This window comes from Cryomorphaceae bacterium (assembly GCA_007695365.1).
Lineage (GTDB): Bacteria > Bacteroidota > Bacteroidia > Flavobacteriales_D > SKUL01 > SKUL01.
Window position 1 is genome coordinate 53,940 of record REDV01000059.1, and the last position, 16,771, is coordinate 70,710.

General features: G+C 48.6%; 17 protein-coding genes, 1 tRNA gene and 1 pseudogene. 6 read left to right on the top strand and 13 right to left on the bottom strand.

Translation table 11 applies throughout. The features are described 5' to 3' along the window. Window positions 1-64: 64 nt before the first annotated feature. From EA392_03805 to EA392_03825, 5 genes are read right to left on the bottom strand one after another with little or no spacing between them, the layout of a single operon-like run. The gene (locus EA392_03805) at window positions 65-1,297 is read right to left on the bottom strand and encodes a bifunctional 3,4-dihydroxy-2-butanone-4-phosphate synthase/GTP cyclohydrolase II (protein ID TVR40543.1); all 1,233 of its coding nucleotides are present in this window, start codon (window positions 1,295-1,297) and stop codon (window positions 65-67) included. A 52-nt stretch (window positions 1,298-1,349) separates the two neighbouring features. Beyond that, window positions 1,350-2,519 (bottom strand): glycosyltransferase, encoded by a 1,170-nt coding sequence (locus EA392_03810; GenBank protein ID TVR40544.1) that lies wholly within the window; start codon window positions 2,517-2,519, stop codon window positions 1,350-1,352. Beyond that, on the bottom strand, window positions 2,516-3,721 hold the full coding sequence (locus EA392_03815) for a glycosyltransferase (protein TVR40545.1): 1,206 nt from the start codon (window positions 3,719-3,721) through the stop codon (window positions 2,516-2,518). The genes EA392_03810 and EA392_03815 overlap by 4 nt, the downstream gene beginning before the upstream one ends. Further along, the gene (locus EA392_03820) at window positions 3,718-5,169 is read right to left on the bottom strand and encodes a YjgP/YjgQ family permease (protein TVR40546.1); all 1,452 of its coding nucleotides are present in this window, start codon (window positions 5,167-5,169) and stop codon (window positions 3,718-3,720) included. Before EA392_03820 ends, EA392_03815 begins: the two co-directional genes overlap by 4 nt. 21 nt (window positions 5,170-5,190) lie before the next feature. Next, window positions 5,191-5,577, bottom strand: coding sequence for an SRPBCC domain-containing protein (locus tag EA392_03825; GenBank protein TVR40558.1), 387 nt, complete (start codon window positions 5,575-5,577; stop codon window positions 5,191-5,193). A gap of 187 nt (window positions 5,578-5,764) precedes the next feature. Between EA392_03825 and EA392_03830 the strand changes: the two genes are divergently transcribed. The 3 genes from EA392_03830 to EA392_03840 all read left to right on the top strand — a co-directional run bounded on the left by EA392_03830 (window position 5,765) and on the right by EA392_03840 (window position 7,552). Beyond that, window positions 5,765-5,838: transfer RNA gene (locus tag EA392_03830), tRNA-Met, on the top strand. 206 nt (window positions 5,839-6,044) lie between these two features. Next, window positions 6,045-6,680 (top strand): rhomboid family intramembrane serine protease, encoded by a 636-nt coding sequence (locus tag EA392_03835; protein ID TVR40547.1) that lies wholly within the window; start codon window positions 6,045-6,047, stop codon window positions 6,678-6,680. Beyond that, window positions 6,680-7,552 carry a 4-amino-4-deoxychorismate lyase gene (locus tag EA392_03840; protein TVR40548.1) on the top strand — a complete coding sequence of 291 codons (873 nt, stop codon included), beginning with the start codon at window positions 6,680-6,682 and terminating at the stop codon, window positions 7,550-7,552. Before EA392_03835 ends, EA392_03840 begins: the two co-directional genes overlap by 1 nt. Here EA392_03840 and EA392_03845 read toward each other — a convergent pair. Further along, the gene (locus EA392_03845) at window positions 7,545-8,120 is read right to left on the bottom strand and encodes a YqgE/AlgH family protein (protein ID TVR40549.1); all 576 of its coding nucleotides are present in this window, start codon (window positions 8,118-8,120) and stop codon (window positions 7,545-7,547) included. The genes EA392_03840 and EA392_03845 overlap by 8 nt on opposite strands. A gap of 134 nt (window positions 8,121-8,254) precedes the next feature. Here EA392_03845 and pdxH point away from each other — a divergent pair, with 134 nt between their 5' ends. Beyond that, window positions 8,255-8,908: a pyridoxamine 5'-phosphate oxidase gene (pdxH, locus tag EA392_03850; protein TVR40550.1), complete on the top strand. Its 654-nt coding sequence runs from the start codon at window positions 8,255-8,257 to the stop codon at window positions 8,906-8,908. A gap of 12 nt (window positions 8,909-8,920) precedes the next feature. Here pdxH and EA392_03855 read toward each other — a convergent pair whose 3' ends face one another. The 6 genes from EA392_03855 to EA392_03880 form a co-directional block, all read right to left on the bottom strand. Continuing rightward, on the bottom strand, window positions 8,921-9,235 hold the full coding sequence (locus tag EA392_03855; GenBank protein ID TVR40551.1) for a 30S ribosomal protein THX: 315 nt from the start codon (window positions 9,233-9,235) through the stop codon (window positions 8,921-8,923). Window positions 9,236-9,396: 161 nt separating this feature from the next. Next, a complete protein-coding gene (locus EA392_03860) occupies window positions 9,397-9,669 on the bottom strand; it encodes an HU family DNA-binding protein (protein ID TVR40552.1) in 273 nt (90 codons plus the stop codon). A 159-nt stretch (window positions 9,670-9,828) separates the two neighbouring features. Continuing rightward, window positions 9,829-10,239, bottom strand: coding sequence for a cupin domain-containing protein (locus EA392_03865; protein TVR40553.1), 411 nt, complete (start codon window positions 10,237-10,239; stop codon window positions 9,829-9,831). Between the two features lie 2 nt (window positions 10,240-10,241). Continuing rightward, a complete protein-coding gene (locus EA392_03870) occupies window positions 10,242-11,186 on the bottom strand; it encodes a methionyl-tRNA formyltransferase (GenBank protein TVR40554.1) in 945 nt (314 codons plus the stop codon). A 7-nt stretch (window positions 11,187-11,193) separates the two neighbouring features. Next, entirely contained in the window at window positions 11,194-12,372 is a 1,179-nt protein-coding gene (locus tag EA392_03875; protein TVR40559.1) for a class I SAM-dependent rRNA methyltransferase, read from the bottom strand. A 12-nt stretch (window positions 12,373-12,384) separates the two neighbouring features. Continuing rightward, window positions 12,385-14,247 carry a RecQ family ATP-dependent DNA helicase gene (locus EA392_03880; GenBank protein ID TVR40560.1) on the bottom strand — a complete coding sequence of 621 codons (1,863 nt, stop codon included), beginning with the start codon at window positions 14,245-14,247 and terminating at the stop codon, window positions 12,385-12,387. Between the two features lie 233 nt (window positions 14,248-14,480). Between EA392_03880 and EA392_03885 the strand changes: the two genes are divergently transcribed. Next, complete coding sequence (locus EA392_03885) at window positions 14,481-15,548, top strand: branched-chain amino acid aminotransferase (GenBank protein ID TVR40555.1); 1,068 nt, start codon at window positions 14,481-14,483, stop codon at window positions 15,546-15,548. A gap of 104 nt (window positions 15,549-15,652) precedes the next feature. Then, window positions 15,653-16,180, top strand: a pseudogene (locus EA392_03890) (hypothetical protein). Window positions 16,181-16,362: 182 nt separating this feature from the next. On the opposite strand, the gene EA392_03895 reads toward EA392_03890, so the two are convergent. Then, a partial coding sequence (locus EA392_03895) for a T9SS C-terminal target domain-containing protein (protein ID TVR40556.1) occupies window positions 16,363-16,771 on the bottom strand: 409 nt, incomplete at its 5' end.

Consider the following 16,771-nt stretch of genomic DNA (forward strand, 5'->3'; position numbering starts at 1 on the left):
TTTTAAAAGCTCTGTCTCCTTCTCGTGTGCTATGTTGAGGAGGAAGAAGGCCTTTCTTCACGACTCAATGCTCAAGCTTCCCTTCGTCAAAAAAACGGAGTGAGTGGCCCATTTTTTCTTTTTTGGTGCGGAGGTATTTCTCGTTGTGCTGGTTGGAGCAAATTTCAATGGGTACATTGTCCACCACCTCAAGTCCGTAGCCTATCAGGCCGGTGCGTTTTTTAGGATTATTACTCAGCAACTTCATTTTGGTAATGCCCAAATCGCGGAGTATTTGCGCACCGATACCGTAGTCGCGGTGGTCCATATTAAAGCCCAGCTTGATGTTGGCCTCCACGGTATCTAAACCTTCTTCCTGCAGTTTGTACGCCCTCAGTTTATTGATCAGTCCAATGCCACGCCCCTCCTGGTTCATATACACCAACACGCCTTTTCCTTCCTGTTCAATCATTTGAAGGGCGGTGTGCAATTGCGGTCCACAGTCGCAACGGCAGGAGCCAAAAATATCGCCGGTAATGCACGAGGAGTGCACCCGCACCAGCACAGGTTCTTCCGGTTCCCAGCTTCCTTTTACAAGGGCCAGGTGGTTTTGGTCGTTGGTGAGTTGCTTGTAGGCCACAAGATGAAAATCGCCGTATTCGGTGGGCATTTGCACGCTTACCTCACGCTTTACAAGCCGCTCGTGTTTCATGCGGTAGGCAATAAGGTCTTTGATGCTCACCAGCTTCAGGTTAAACTTTTCGGCAATCACGCGGAGCTCGGGCAAACGCGCCATGGTGCCGTCTTCGTTCATGATTTCAACAATCACGCCGGCGGGTTCAAATCCGGCCAAACGGGCAAGGTCAATGGCTGCCTCGGTGTGTCCGGCGCGGCGCAGTACACCGCCTGCTTTGGCGCGCAACGGAAAAATATGTCCGGGTTTGCCCAGTTCAGAGGGCTTGGTATCAGGGTTAATCAGTGCCTGAACGGTTTTGGCGCGATCGCTGGCAGAGATACCGGTGGTACAGCCGTGCCCGATTAAATCAACCGATACGGTAAAGGGGGTTTCGTAGGCAGCAGTATTGCTCGGCACCATCAACCCGAGGTCGAGTTCATCACAACGGCTTTCAATCAGCGGCGCACAAATCAGCCCGCGACCGTGCGTGGCCATAAAGTTGATCATCTCCGGGGTTACACTTCGCGCCGCCGCAACAAAATCGCCTTCGTTTTCGCGGTCTTCATCATCCACCACAATCACCACTTTTCCGGCGCGGATTTCTTCAATGGCTTCCTCAATGGAATCAAGCCTTACTGACATACTTCCTTAATTTTCTGCAAAGGTACGTAATCTTGCGTGGGCCCTCACTTTTCTAACTTGATGCAAAAAGGCCTTCCAGCTTCACAACACTGCTTTGCCAGGTATAGTTTTGCTGCACGAATAAACGCGCGTTGCGGGCAAGTTCCTCTCCGCATTGCGGGTTTTTGAGCAAGGCTATGATTTGGCGCGCGTAATCTTCGGGGGTACTGCCTACCATCAAATGCTGTTGGTGGGTGGCACCCAGGGCATCGTTGGCCAGTTTGGAGGTGATGCAAGGTATGCCCATGGCCATGGCTTCGAGCAGTTTGTTTTGCAGTCCGGTGCCAATTTGCATAGGAGCCACAAACAAACGGCTCTGCCTGTACGCGTTGCGAATGTCTTCAAACCACCCGCCCACCTCAAAGCGCTCATGTTGCAGTCTGGTAATGGCCTCGGCCGGAGTGGCGCCGGCAATGAGCACCTTTACATCGGGCATTTCACGCCACACAAGGGGCATGACTTCGTTGTGGAGGTACAGCACACTGTCCACGTTGGGCGCATAGCTCATGTTTCCTACAAAGCAGAGGTCATAGGCCGGTGATGATTCCATCGGACGAAAAAAATCCATGTCCACACCGTTGGGAATGACGGCTATCTCACGCTGATTTTCGTGAAAAATCAGGGCTTTGTCCTGCTCCGAGATGATGCATTTGTTGTTGAAATAGTCGAAAATAAGGTGCTCATAGCGGATGAGCCGGCGAGCTTCGGTTTGAAAAAACTTCTTTTTGAAGTAATTGCTTTCCCGCTCTGCACGGCGCGCCATCCCTTTTGAGAAAGCGTCCTGGTAGTCGATGGTTTTGGAAATGCTGTGTTCGTTTTTCACGTACTCAGCTGTGCGCACCAACTGGCAATAGATGTGGTCGGGGGCAAAGTTCTGAATAATGCTTTGCACAGCGTTCCGGGCCTTGCGCTGGTGAAAATAGGCCACCTGAAAGGGACGGCTTTCGAACCACGCCAGCAACAGGTTGAGGTAGATGATGGCTTTGTTCAGTTGAATGATATGCAGCTCAGAACAGATTTCCCGGAGTTTTTCTCTGGCTTCGGGGTGCTCCGGTTGGTCGGACAGGCAGCAAAGGCAGATTTCGTGGTTTTTAGAAAGCTCGCGCACCTGGTGATAGGCCCGCAGCTTGTCGCCTTTTTCGAGCGGGTAGGGGATTCTGGATACAATCACCAGTATCTTCATGCTTCTACGAGGTTTTCCTCAAAAAACCGTATGAGTTTGCGGGTCAGCACGGTGTTGTCGAAAGATTCTTCCACCAACTTTCGGGCGTTGCGACCAATTTCTGCCATCCTGCCGGGATTCGCCATTAACCCGTTCAGAACGTTGGCAAATTCTTCGGGCGTGTTGGCAATGAGAATGTCTTTACCGTGGGTGCAGTCTATGCCTTCCGCGCCAACCGAGGTAGAGATGATCACCTTTCCGAGGGCCATGCCTTCGATGATTTTTACGCGAATTCCACCTGCCGACAATAGCGGTACCACCATTACGCCGTGCTGTTGCATAAAGGCATAGGCATCGGATACCTCACCGACCATTTCAACTTGCGGTAGTTTCAGTTCTCTCAGTTCATCGGGCATTTGGCGGCCGGCAAGGTGTAGTTTCAGTTGGGGATGTTGTGGGTGCACGATGGGCCAGACCTCGTCTAAAAACCACTGAACCCCTTCCTGGTTGGGCATCCAGTCCATGGCGCCGAGGTGAAAGAGGTCTGTGGGCACATTCGATTCGTACACAGGTTTAAACTGCGCGGAGTTCACGCCAAAAGGCACGGTGGTAATAGGGCCTTTAAAGCCAAGTTGACGGTATTTTGCTTCGTCGTTGGAGGAAATGGCAACGATGCCGCTTACCTCTTTAAAAATCTTGAGTTCGTACTTTTTGAGTTGTTTGGCCAACAGACGGATGTACGACTTTTTGGCCGGATTGCGCGAGCCGTGTGCAACGCGTTCCCAAATGATGTACTCCAGATTGTGTGAGCGCAAATAAACACCTGCCTTTGTATTGCGTCGGATGGTATCGATGTAAGGCGTCATAAACAGGCTTTCCAGAAGCACCACATCATAGGGGTTTTTCTGCAGAATTTCCTGAAGGCGCATGTCGTAATCGGCCGAGAAAAATCGACTTATGTTGTAGGAGTCGGAGGTAACGAGATTGGAAAAAGCGTCTACCAGGTTGATGCGCGTATCCACAAATACCGACTCAATTTCTGTATCGGTCTGGTATTGCTCGCTGATGTTGTGGGGTTCAAAAGGATGCTTGTGTGTATGGATGGTAAGTACCTTAACGCGGTGACCGGCGGCAATAAGCCCGCAGGTAATGTTGTTCATGGCAATGCAGCCACCGTCTTTAGGTGGAACCGGCGGTTTATGGCACAGTTGCAGAATGTTCATTGCGAACGTTTCTTTTTGATTTTCAACTTCTCAGCAAGACGATCCCATCCGCCGGGATCAAACAGCGCGGCATCTTTCGTAGCTTTGATGGTGAGAAAAATGCTGATTGGCAAAAGTATAAAAGTACTCAACCACATGCCGTAAATGGGTTCAATTACCCCTGTTTTCGACATTTTTTCGCCTGTGATAGACGAAACGTGGAATAGCAGGAAGAAAAGCACCGAAATAACCACGGGCAAACCGATTCCGCCTTTCTTTACAATGGCTCCGAGCGGTGCGCCGATAAAGTAAAACACGAGGCAGGCAAAGGGAAGCATTAACTTTCGGTGCCACTCATTGTGGTGACGGTCAATATACACCTTGCGGTTTTTGAATTCCTGCGTGGTACTGGCAAGATAGTTTTTGGTGTTTTGGGCGGAGCTCAGCGCCAGATTCACAGTGCGTCTTTTTGCGCTGTAGGGCTGCTCCTTAAAAAAGGTGGCTGGTGTGGATTGCTCCAGCTTACCGGTAGCAAGCGTGTCTTTGCGCAGCAGAATAGTGCGGTTCAGGTAGCGTTGATATTCCTGTTCGCGGTCGCGATACATACCCCTGAGGCTGTCAATGGCCACATTGAGCTGGCCCATAGTGAGCATCTGCATGTGGTTTTTCCATTGGTCTTCGTCGGAGCGTGTCATGAAAAACCCCGACATATCAATACGCAAAATGTCTTTTTCAAACTTGTTGCTCACCAACGGATGCCGCTGTGCAGTTTTGGCATCGGCCGATGACTCGTCGTAGCTGTAACCGTCGTAAAGCGTAAGAATGAGAAAACGCTTGTCGTCGGTTTGGGTCATGCGGCCCCGTTTGGCGCGTATCACGGTTTTGTTGCCGGTTTGCTTTTTGGTGTGGTCGTAGATGAGCATGTCGTGCAGATCGCCGGTTGCCTGCTCGTTGCGACCTACGCGGATGCTGTAACCTTCCAGCCCGTTGTAAAAGATGCCGTCGCGAAGTTCAATACTTGGTTTCGCCTGGGTGATATCGTACAGCAAACTTTTGAATTTGAGTGTGGCAATGGGCGAGATATTGTTGGCAAAATAGAAGGCTCCTCCTGTAAGCATGATAACCAGCACCGTGAGCGGAAACATAATGCGGTGAAGAGATATTCCGGCAGATTTCAGCGCAACCAGCTCAAAGTGCTCTGCCATGTTCCCGAAAGTCATGATGGAAGCCAGCAGAATGGCCAGGGGCAGGCAAATATTCACGAGGTTGGCCGCAGCGTACATGAGCAACTCCATGATGATGAGGAAGTCCAGACCTTTGCCCATGAAATCATCCACCCACTTCCAGACGAACTGCATCACAAAGATGAACAGTACCACCGCGAAAGTCACGACAAAAGGCCCAATAAAAGCCCCGATAACCAACTTGTAAAGCTTTTTCAAGAGTGCGCTACCTGTGAAACGGCAAATATAGCAAGCGCAATGCCAAGGCTACGAGCCGAGCACGTGTTTGAGTTCTTCCACCTGACTTGACCATAGGGCCTGCGCTTCTTCCTTTTCATCCGGCTCAGCGAAATCAGTTACAAGCAAAGCCACGTCATTGGTGATTTCATCAATTTTGATCCGGAACTCAAAGAAACTATCCGCACCTTCCTCTTCGTCATTGAGCCATCGGAATTTGGTGAAATGATCTCTTTTTTTGTTCAGCAGCTTCGCTGATTCTTCACTGCCATCCCAAAAGAATGTGTAGGTGTTGTCTTTTACGTTTACGTCATCGGCAAACCACTCCGAAAGCCCACTGGGAGTGCTAATCAGGTTGTACAAAATACCCGGTGAGGTTTTGATGATAAACTCCAGTTGATACTTTTCTTTTTCCATTCCATCAATTAAGGAAGCCTCCTTTTGTCGGCTGCCGTGGTTGTGCAATATAGGAAAAATCCGCAGGATACAAACTTCTGGATCATTGAGCTATGACGGGCGTGAACGCTTGAATCCAAATAGTGTATGCTTTTTTCGGGTAAGCGTAGGGAGTTTTTGAAAAACGTATTACTTTTGCGGCCTCTTTGGCGAGATAGCTCAGCTGGTTAGAGCGCAGCATTCATAATGCTGAGGTCCAGGGTTCAAGCCCCTGTCTCGCTACTTGTTGAAAAACAGAGTTTTAATTGCGAAAAGGGCACCCGTTAAGGTGCTCTTTTTTCGTTTTCCGGCAGGATAAGTGCTACCGGCACCGCGGGGTTCAATGCCTTTCTTAAATTTGCCTCCATGCCGCGAGGACTTCATATTTCTATTCAAGCTGGTGCACAGTGCGACCCTTCTGCTGAATGCCTCTTTAAATCGTGGGCTTTATGAGTTTTTCGGTTACTTTCATCTTGATTGCAGTGACCATTGCTTTTTCACTGCCCGGTGTCAACGATCCTTCAAGGCTCTCCAGATGGGTTTTTAATCCGTATGTGGTGCGTGTGCGAAAAGAGTGGTACAGGGTGGTTTCGCACGCTTTTGTGCATGCAGGATGGGCACACTTGCTAGTGAATATGTTTGTGCTTTTCTTTTTTGGAAACAGTGTTGAAGGTTATCTGCGAGGGCAATACGGAACCGCGGGTGTGGTCTATTTTGTGTTGTTGTACCTTGGTGGTATTCTCTTTGCAACCTTGCCGGCTTTCAAGAAACACAGCGATAATCCCCGATACAACTCGGTGGGGGCCTCAGGAGCCGTAGCAGCTGTATTGTTTGCGCACATCCTGCTTAAGCCCACTGAATTACTATACCTCTATTTCGCCATTCCGCTTCCTTCGTTCGTGTTCGGAATAGGCTATCTGTGGTACGAAGCCTATATGGACAAGCGGGGTGGCGACAGGATAGCCCACGATGCCCACTTTTGGGGTGCGCTTTTTGGTGTTGCATTTATGATCGCTTTGGATTTCAATAATTTGTTCATGTTTTTCAACCAGGTGCTGTACTGGGCTCAAAATCTGTTTTCCTGATGTCGCTTTCCAAAACAGACCAATATATTATTTTGAATGGCGATCTGCTGGATATGACGCGCTCAGGTCTGAGTCCGCAGAACAGGGCATTTCTTTTTGGTGACGGCTTGTTTGAAAGTATCAAGGTAGTGAACGGAAAGCCCGTTTTTGTGGATATTCATTTCAGCAGGCTTAAAGAGGGCATGGAGGTATTGCAGATGGATATGCCAGAGAGCTTAACCTCTGACAATCTGCGAAAGGAAATGATGCAGCTTCTTCAGCAGTGCGATATTTATGAAGGTGGCAGGCTGCGTGTTACGGTGTATCGCAATGCAGGCGGGTTTTATTTGCCAACCGATACCGGAGTTTCGTATGTGATAGCAGCCAGCAAGCACCCCATCAATGGCTATGAGTTGAATACAGAGGGACTGGTGGTGGATCTGTACCCCGACATCAAGAAACAGATTACGGCATACGCCCCTTTCAAAACGGTGAATGCCATGCAGTACATTCTGGCCAGCATCTACGCGAGAAAACAAAAGCTGCACGACGCATTATTGGTGAACGAGAACAATCACATCATTGAATCTACCAACTCCAACCTCTTTATTGTAAGCAACGGTGTGCTTTACACACCCGCTCTTTCCGATGGATGCGTTGGAGGTACCATGCGCATGCAAATCATCAATCTTGCGCTGGAAAATAGCCTGAAGGTGTACGAATGTTCGCTAACACCACAAAACCTATTGGCTGCCGACGAAGTGTTTCTTACCAATGCTATTCAGGGAATCCGATGGGTTTCGGCCTATCGTATGAAGAGGTACTTTCACAAAATGAGCAATTTTTTGCTCGAGAAGCTGAACGAAAGAGCCAGAGCGGAAGTGGCTAGTTGAGGCTCGGGTCTTCGGGCATGTTGGAGAGCACACGGTAGGGCGAACCCATACGTCGAAGAACATCTTGCCAAAGTTTATCTGTCTCGGTGTCCATGACAAGTGAAGCCTCTGTTTCGGAAATGAGCCATGCGTTTTCCTTGAGTTCTTCTTCCAATTGGCCTTCACTCCATCCTGAGTAACCCACAAAAAAACGAATGTCATCGGGGCTCAGTTTTCTCGTAGACATGGCTTCGCGGAGAGCTTCATAATCTCCTCCCATGTATAATCCCTTCATCACCTCAGCGCTACCGGCAAGCGTATCGCCAAGGGTGTGCAGGTAAAACAAATTGGATGTTTGAACCGGCCCTCCCAGGGCAATCCGCCCATCAAACCGCGGCAAGTCTTCAATGAGCTCATCCAACTGTACATCGATGTATTTGTTCAGCACAAAGCCAAATGAACCTTCATCATTATGCTCGCAAAGCAGTACAACTGTTCGCTTGAAAAAAGGATCATCCAGATAGGGGTATGAAATGAGAATGCGCCCCCTTTGCGGAGCGAGTTTATTGGGAGGTGTGAAATCAATCATGGTCTGCAATGTATATAATCTGTGGCAATTTTGCCGCGTATGGCTCAAACAACGCTTCCCTCTTGTTGTTGCATACGGTATGCCAAAGCCATTGGTTTGGGAAACCTATCTTTGGCCTCGAAAACCGCCACACGATGAACGCACTGAATGAACATCTGTTTTCGGACAGGAAGGACTTTGAAAAGGGTAGGTTAGACGACGGGCAAATCCCTGAAAATCCGGCCGTGCTCTTTGAATATTGGCTGAAAGAAGCTATTGAGCGTCAGAACCCTGAACCTTATGCGTTTACTTTACTGACGAATAGTGCAGATGGATTTCCCGATGGGCGAATTGTGTATCTCCGAACCCTTGAAGACAACGGAGAACTTGTGTTTTTTACCAACTATAACAGCCAGAAAGCCCGGAACATTGATCAATCCAATAATGTAGGTGCTGTTTTTTTCTGGCCCAACAGCGAGCGACAGGTTCGCGTGTCGGGTTATGCTTCAAAAGTGCCCGGAGAGTTTTCGGACGCGTATTTTGCATCGCGCCCCCGCGAAAGCCAGATCGGTGCATGGACATCCGAACAGTCAAGTGAACTGGCTTCGCGCAGTATGTTGGAAGAGCGGTTTGCAGAAATGACAGAGCGGTTTGCTGTGGGCGATATTCCCCGCCCGCCCTTTTGGGGAGGCTACGCCATTTCGCCCGTAAAGTATGAGTTTTGGCAAGGAAGGCCCAATCGCCTTCACGACAGAATCGTTTACCGAAAAGAAAACGGTATTTGGTTGACCGCAAGATTGTCGCCGTAAGCCGCAGAAAATCTATTCCTTGCTTTCAGACGCAGCCTTTTTGGTTGCAGTCTTCTTAGCTGTGGTTTTGGCTGTTGACTTTGAGGAAGTCGTTGTTTTCTTGGCAGCAGTTGCTTTTTTGGCGGTAGTCGCTTTCTTGGCCGTGCTTGCTTTCTTGGCAGGGGCTTTCTTTGCAGTAGTGGCCGGCGCCTTTTCTTCCGCTGCCTCAGCTTTGGCAGGGGCTGTTTCTACGGTGTACTTTCTGAATTTTTGTTTTTTCTGGCGGGTGTTGCCGAAAGTTCCACGGATGCGTTTGCCTTTGGCGGTCTTGATATCTCCTTTTCCCATAGTGAATAGCTTTTTTGATGCGCTTTAAGCGCGGCCGACAAAGGTAACAATAAAAAAAAAACGCGTGAAGGCTTCGCCAGGAGCGGACTTTTGGTAATGGCCCCCCCCAAAAAAAAAAAGGCCCCTGAAAATCAGAGGCCTTTCAGTTTCGTTGATGACGCTTACTTTACTTTGTCAGAAAGGTCAGCACCAGCTTTGAATTTTACAACTTTCTTGGCTTTGATCTGGATTTCTTTTCCAGTCTGTGGGTTACGTCCAGTGCGGGCAGCACGGGTTGAAACCGCGAAAGAACCAAAACCGATGAGTGAAACACGGTTTCCTTTTTTCAATGCATCGGTAGTAGCACCGATAAATGCGTCAAGTGCGCGTTTTGCGTCAGCTTTCGAAAGTCCGGCATTTGCAGCCATTGCTTCAACTAATTCTGCTTTGTTCATGTTACAAGTGATTTAAGTTAAAAGAATAATCGTACGCGACAAAAATATGCGAAAATCCAAGTGCATCAAGCCTTTGACGACGAAAGCCCCCTTTTTGTTGATAAATACGGCTCTTTGTTAATAACTTGCCCTGAAAACCGCGTCACACGTGGGTTTTGGCTATTCTTCCACCGAAATTCGGTCGGTTGGATCAAACTTGGGAGTTTGAATAGATAAAACACCCAATGGACCATCTGAAGTAACTTTTACCGAATGGATGCTTCCGGAAGGAATAAATACATGAATGCCAGGTGATAGTTCGATTGTGTCAGCATTCAGCTTCATCAAGCCTTCCCCTTCCATAACCACAATGTGCTCGCTGTGTCGGGCATGATAATGAGACTTTACCTCGTCTTGCACCACTATATAGTAGGCCGTTGAAAGTGAGTCCTCGCTCAGTTTTTCAACCTGAACCCCATTTGGAGGAGATGTCATTGCAAGGGGAAGTTGTGTTTGCGCGTTGAGTGTTGAAGTGAGACAACAGTGAAACACGAGCCATAACAGCGGCATATTATTCGCAAACCTTTTCATGGTTATTGAAAATGAGTGAGATAATCTTGAGGTACGCCATTCAGGTACTCCCGTGTGGTCATTCGTCTTTTTCCCGGAGCCTGCAGACTCAGCACAGCGATGCTGCCGGAGCCGGTTCCAACCTCAAGTGTTTTTCCTGATACCGCGATTTCGCCTGGCGCGAGTTGTTGTTGTCCGGTTGTCGCATCGAGGATTTTAAAGGAAGCCCCGTCTGTTTGATGAATAGTGTATGCGCCCGGGTAGGGGCTGAGGCCTTTAATAAAACGAATAACCTCATCGGCAGGTCTGTCCCATTGAATCCTGCAATTATCGCGGGTTAATTTTGGAGCCTCAGGAGGTTTTTCTGAAGCTTCTGCGCTTAACTGTTTGCGCCTAACGGCTTTTTTCTGCGCAATTTTATCAAGGGTTGCTACCAACAAAACCGAACCGATGTCTTTCAGCACGTCGTGTAGGTCTCCGGCATTCATGTCCTCGCTAACAGGAACCTCTCTTTGGTCAATAATGTCGCCTGTATCTATTTGTTGGTTGATGAAAAAGGTAGTGACGCCTGTAATTTTTTCGCCGTTGATAATGGCCCAGTTGATGGGTGCAGCACCCCGGTAGGCGGGCAATAAAGATGCATGCAGGTTGATGGTTCCCAAGGGAGGCATACTCCAAACAGCCTCCGGCAACATTCTGAATGCAACCACCACAAACAAATCGGCTTCCAGGGCTTTCAGTTCATCGAGAAATTCCGGGTCTTTGAGTTTGGGCGGTTGGAGAAGGGGCAAGTCTTGTTGCAAGGCGTATTCTTTTACAGCCGATTGCGATATCTTTTTACCCCGGCCTGCGGGTTTGTCGGGAGCCGTAACAACCCCAACCACGTTGTGAAAGCTGTTGTATATGGCATCCAGCGAGGCCACTGCAAATTCGGGCGTGCCCATAAAAACGATTCGAAGTTGTTTCATACAGCTGTTATTCTACTTGAATGACCAATCCCTTGAGGTATTCTCCTTCGGGGTGAAACATGTTGATGGGATGATCGGCCGGCTGGTGCAACTGGTGCAGCACTCTTACCTTTCTGTCGGACTCAATGGCCGCAGCCAAAACGCTTCCGTGAAATAAACTTTTGTCCACCACCTGTGAGCACGAAAAAGTAAAAATCAATCCTCCGGGCTTAATTTGACGCATGGCTGCAGCGTTTAGTCTCTTGTAAGCCTGCACGGCACGGTGGCGCGCTTTCAGGTTCTTGGCAAACGCCGGAGGGTCTAATACGATGATGTCGTAGTCTTCAGGTAATTCCTTGATGTGTTGAAGCACATCAGCTTTGAAGGACTCGTGCTTGCCAATAGGCTTGTCAATAAGGGCTACGTTCTCATCACACCATTCAATGGCCAGCGCAGAGCTGTCAACCGAGTGGACTAGTTTTGCTCCACCTTGCAGAGCGTAAACAGAAAAACCTCCGGAGTAAGAAAAAGTGTTGAGCACCTTTTTGTCTTTTGCAAGCGACCCGAGCAACCGGCGATTCTCGCGTTGGTCAACAAAAAAGCCTGTTTTTTGACCGCGCTCCCAGTCAATTTTGAAATGATGACCATACTCAAGGCCCATTGCAGGGCAAGTTGGTTGGCCGATAATATAGCCTGAAGTGGATGTTTCGTTTGGGTTGTGAGCTTCAGCTCCCTTACAGTACACCGCTTTGATGTGCGCACCGGCAACGCTCATCATTGCGCATGCAATGCTTTCGCGGTGGCGGTACATGCCGGTTTGGTGAGGTTGCAGCACTGCCACTTCCCCGTAAACATCAATAATCAAACCCGGCAGGCCGTCTCCTTCTCCGTGTACCCATCGAAAAATGTTGGTCTGCTGGTTTTCGGCAAGCCCAAGCGTTTTGCGCAGTTCCCAGGCGTGGCTTAATCGCTGTATCCAGAATGACTCATCAATCAAAACATCCGAAAAATCAAGCACCCGCACGGCAATTGAGCCTGATCCGTACATGCCGGTAGCTAAAATTTTTCCGCGGTGATTGAGTACCGAAACAAGGTCGCCTTCTTTGGGTTCACCTTTCATTTCACGAATGGCCCCGGAAAAAACCCAAGGATGCCTGCGCAGCAGTGATTTGTCTTTACCGGGGTGCAGGATTACAACAGCTTCCATCATGGCGCAAAGCTATACCTTATTTTCCTCACGATAGGAGCCTGAGGCCACTAGTTTTCGGTCTGGTAAATACTTAATGCGCTCCTCGTCAACGAGCCAGGTGAGGCATTTCAGTACCTTTTCGCGGTCGTAGATGAGCATTGCGTTGGCAATTTCATCCGGTCGCATCGGGGTTTGTTTCAGTTTTGCAAGGATGTGTTCCTTGATTTCTTGTTCGCTTCCCGAAGATGCTTTCTCACTGAGGCATACATCGCATTGGCCGCAGGGCTTCCCGGATTTTTCGCCAAAGTAATTCAGGAGTTTTCGCTGTCTGCACACGTCGGGCTCAAGGTAGGCGAGCATGGCCTCCATTTTTGTATAGGCCACCTCTTTCCGCAGTTCGTAATATTCCTTGGAAAGTCTTAGGTCTCGGTCGTATTGTGCCGGTTGTGTGAAGGTTACCAACGGTGTGTTTCGGGCCGGCTGATAGGCAATTATTTCCATTTCGTGGAGCTGTTCCAATTGCTTTTTAATTTTCTGAAAGCTGCTTCCGGATCGCTTGGCCAGTTCCTGCTCCGAAATTTTCACCGGACCGTCAAAAAGCCCGGAGTGGGAGCGCAAAAGAAGTTCAATGGTCGGTGCCAGCGCGGAGTTGCGCAGTCGAAAGTCATAGAGCACTTGTTTGTTTACTACTACGTGCACCGTCGATGGGCTGTAAAAAGCTTCGTTAAAGCTGAGGTAACCTTCGCCTTCCAGCAATTTTAAGCTGTGAAACAAGTCGAGCAGAGAGATTCCAAAGGTTTTTGAAATAGCCGGTAAATCCACCGGAAAAGTTGCGTGCTGCCCTGAGCCGGCAGCCAGTTGAAGGTGATTAAGCAAACTGCGGTAACAGCGCACAACAGTTTCTCGCCCGGGAAATTTCCGCGTAACTTTTTCCTGTAAGTCAAGCTTGTCGCCCTGGTCAAAGAGAAGAACAGCAAAGGCCTTTTTTTCGTCGCGCCCACCCCGACCTGCCTCCTGAAAGTAGGATTCAAGGTCTTCGGGTAAGTCGAGGTGTACCACAAAGCGAACGTCGGGCTTGTCAATGCCCATTCCGAAGGCGTTGGTGGCCACAACCACTTGTACGTGGTTGTTCATCCACTCTTTTTGCCGCAAAGTGCGTTGTTCGCTGCTGAGCCCCGCGTGATAGTGATTGGCCTTTACGCCATGTCGGTTGAGAAAACCGGCAATTTCAGCGGTTTTCTTCCGGTTGCGTACGTACACTACGCCGCTTCCGCGTTGTTTCTTGCAGATGTTGAGCAGCCTGCCTCTTTTGTTCTCTTCGAGAAAAGCCAGATAAGCGAGGTTGTCCCTCACAAAACTCTTTTGAAGTACATGCTTTTTTTTGAAGGCCAGCTTTTCCTGAATATCATCTACCACATCCGGGGTGGCTGTGGCTGTGAGGGCCAGTACCGGAACATTGGGATGAAGCTCGCGCAGTTCGGCGATTTTGAGATACGGAGGCCGAAAATCATATCCCCACTGCGAAATGCAATGGGCTTCATCAACAGCGATAAGGTTTACGTTCATTTTTTGCACCCTGTCGCGAAATAGCCGGGCTTGAATGCGCTCAGGAGAAACATAGAGCAGCTTGACGTCACCATACACCACATTATCAAGACAGAAGTCTATTTCCCGCGGACTCATACCGCTGTGCAGCGCTGCAGCCTTTATTCCCCGGTTTTTGAGGTTTTCAACCTGATCTTGCATCAGGGCAATGAGGGGTGATATCACGATACATATTCCTTTTTTTGCCAAAGCAGGCACCTGAAAGCATATGGATTTTCCGCCTCCTGTAGGCATCAGAGCCAGAGTATCTTTTCCGTTTAGGACGGATGCAATGATGTCATCCTGCATAGGACGGAAACCATCATAGCCCCAGTATTTTTTCAGTATTTCGATGGCACTTGACACGACACCTCAAAGCTGTTAAATTTTTGCAACATTCGGGTGCTTTTCGGCCACTAAACCTTTATTCTTAATTTTGGCCGACAGGCTGTTTTCCGTTTGACCTGGTAAAAGCAGATCATCCGGTAGTGAACGACTGATCAGATATGAGTTAGAAATTACAGCATACGAATATGAGTGACATGTTAGCAACCGACATAAAAATCCGGGTAAAGCCCACGCCTCAATCCCGTCTCAGTCAACTGGATTTTGATAACCTTCGTTTCGGGAGAGAATTTTCCGACCATATGTTCCAGATGGATTATAAAGACGGTCAATGGCAAAATGCTGAGATAGTTCCTTTTGCGAACCTGTCTTTGAATCCGGCTACAGCGGTTCTGCACTACGGTCAATCCATTTTTGAGGGCATGAAGGCCTACAAAGGCGAGGGCGGCCAGGTAATTCTCTTTAGACCTGAGGCCAATATCCGTCGCATGAATATTTCGGCAGAGCGTATGTGCATGCCGGCTATACCCGAAGGTGTTTTTCGCGATGCTTTGGTAGAATTGATGAAGCTGGATGCCGGTTGGGTGCCGCAGTCTGAAACGGGTTCTCTTTACATACGTCCGTTTCTTTTTGCTACCGATGAATTCATTGGGGTGAAGCCCGGTGAGAGCTTTCGGTTTATGATTTTCACTTGCCCTGTAAACGCTTACTACACAGCTCCTGTGCGGGTGAAGATAGAAATGAAGTACGCGCGCGCCACTCCGGGGGGAACAGGTTATGCAAAAGCAGCGGGTAACTACGCCGCTTCGCTGTATCCGGCCCGATTGGCTCAGAAAATGGGTTACGATCAATTGGTTTGGACAGACGCTCTTACGCACAAGTACATCGAAGAGTCCGGTACGATGAATGTGTTTTTCGTGACTGATGAAGGATTGATGACACCTCCTCTGGGGGACACTATATTGGCCGGAATTACCCGCGACAGTGTGCTTACACTTGCCAGAGATTGGGGTGTGCCAGTGGTAGAGAGAAGAATTGGTGTAGATGAACTGGTGGATAAGCTCGAAAATGGAAAAGTAAGTGATGCTTTTGGCGCAGGTACGGCCGCTACCATTGCCCATATCGCCACCATTGGCTTTGAAGGAAAGGACTATGATTTACCACCGGTAGGTGAGCGGGAATTCTCCAACAAGGTGCTGACGTATCTGAACAATTACCGCAAGGGTCGTTTGGAAGATAAATTCAACTGGAACCTCAAGGTTTAGGAGTTTTTATAGCCTTTGTGGATTGAGAAGGGCAGATAGTCTTCAGCCATTTTATCTCCTATTGGTCAATCTTTGCTTTTCTTTGCTCAAATCTTTGAGCATACATGAATGTATTCGTGCTGAACAGCGGAAGGTGTGGTTCAACGACCTTTATCAAGGCTTGTGAGCATATTACCAATTACACTTGCGCACATGAATCTCGTATGAATGCTTTGGGTGATGGCCGCGTAACATTCCCACAGAATCATATCGAAGCAGATAACCGGCTGTGTTGGTTTCTGGGAAGGCTTGATGAAAAGTATGGGCAGCAGGCTATTTACGTTCACCTGTCCAGATCGCGCGATGCGGTAGCCAGAAGTTTTTCAAAACGTTTTGATCGCGGGATTATGAAAGCATACGCTTTTGGAATTCTTACCAGGCTCCCAGCTGATTTTAATCGGTTGCAGGTAGCAGAGGATTACTGCCGAACCATCGACGAAAACATCAATCTCTTTCTGCGAGACAAACCAAGAGTCATTCACGTGACCCTTGAAAATGCCCGTGACGATTTTAAAACTTTTTGGAATGAAATCGGAGCTGAAGGTGACCTGGATGCAGCACTCAAAGAATTTGAAATAGCCCACAATGCAACACCAGTAGCAAGTCTCGGCTTGTTTAAAAGAGGGCTCATGAAAATGAACCGCATTTGGAAGAAACTCCCGACTTTCATTTCGGAAGCATAAGTCAAAACTTGTATTTCGAGAAGATGATTTTTTGACCAAAAAAAAAGCCAGCCGGAATTCCGACTGGCTTTTTTGGTTTTGATGCTGTTGGATTATCGTGTAATCATCAGCTTGTCAATGTAAGCACCTTTGTCAGTGGTGAGTTTGTACAGATAGATGCCATTGGACAAACCACTTCCGTCAAAGTTGAGGTCATAAGGTTGCTTAGAGATCATTTCACCATGGTAAAGGGTTTCGATAAGTTTTCCTTCCATGTTGAACACCTCTACAACTGCTCGTGTGCGCTCCGGAACCTCCACGCGTACAGTTGCGAGACCTGTGGTTGGGTTAGGGAATGCTGAGAGTACCACAACTTGATTTTGAACAAGGTTGTTGTCAACTTCAACTTGCTGGAGTTCGCTCTCCTCACCCGGCTGTACAGTAATTACCTGCATGGTGGTAGCGGTGTTTCCACAATCATCGGTAGCAGTCCAGATGCGCGTAATGGTGTAGTCACACTCG

Excerpts from the sequence above, each read along its gene's own strand:
- EA392_03885 (TVR40555.1), top strand. The coding sequence starts at position 14,481 with ATGTTAGCAACCGACATAAAAATCCGGGTAAAGCCCACGCCTCAATCC.
- EA392_03855 (TVR40551.1), bottom strand. The coding sequence starts at position 9,235 with ATGGGAAAAGGAGATATCAAGACCGCCAAAGGCAAACGCATCCGTGGA.
- EA392_03825 (TVR40558.1), bottom strand. The coding sequence starts at position 5,577 with ATGGAAAAAGAAAAGTATCAACTGGAGTTTATCATCAAAACCTCACCG.
- EA392_03880 (TVR40560.1), bottom strand. The coding sequence starts at position 14,247 with ATGCAGGATGACATCATTGCATCCGTCCTAAACGGAAAAGATACTCTG.
- EA392_03860 (TVR40552.1), bottom strand. The coding sequence starts at position 9,669 with ATGAACAAAGCAGAATTAGTTGAAGCAATGGCTGCAAATGCCGGACTT.
- EA392_03815 (TVR40545.1), bottom strand. The coding sequence starts at position 3,721 with ATGAACATTCTGCAACTGTGCCATAAACCGCCGGTTCCACCTAAAGAC.
- pdxH (TVR40550.1), top strand. The coding sequence starts at position 8,255 with ATGAACGCACTGAATGAACATCTGTTTTCGGACAGGAAGGACTTTGAA.
- EA392_03845 (TVR40549.1), bottom strand. The coding sequence starts at position 8,120 with ATGATTGATTTCACACCTCCCAATAAACTCGCTCCGCAAAGGGGGCGC.
- EA392_03865 (TVR40553.1), bottom strand. The coding sequence starts at position 10,239 with ATGAAAAGGTTTGCGAATAATATGCCGCTGTTATGGCTCGTGTTTCAC.
- EA392_03805 (TVR40543.1), bottom strand. The coding sequence starts at position 1,297 with ATGTCAGTAAGGCTTGATTCCATTGAGGAAGCCATTGAAGAAATCCGC.
- EA392_03810 (TVR40544.1), bottom strand. The coding sequence starts at position 2,519 with ATGAAGATACTGGTGATTGTATCCAGAATCCCCTACCCGCTCGAAAAA.
- EA392_03835 (TVR40547.1), top strand. The coding sequence starts at position 6,045 with ATGAGTTTTTCGGTTACTTTCATCTTGATTGCAGTGACCATTGCTTTT.
- EA392_03870 (TVR40554.1), bottom strand. The coding sequence starts at position 11,186 with ATGAAACAACTTCGAATCGTTTTTATGGGCACGCCCGAATTTGCAGTG.
- EA392_03875 (TVR40559.1), bottom strand. The coding sequence starts at position 12,372 with ATGGAAGCTGTTGTAATCCTGCACCCCGGTAAAGACAAATCACTGCTG.
- EA392_03840 (TVR40548.1), top strand. The coding sequence starts at position 6,680 with ATGTCGCTTTCCAAAACAGACCAATATATTATTTTGAATGGCGATCTG.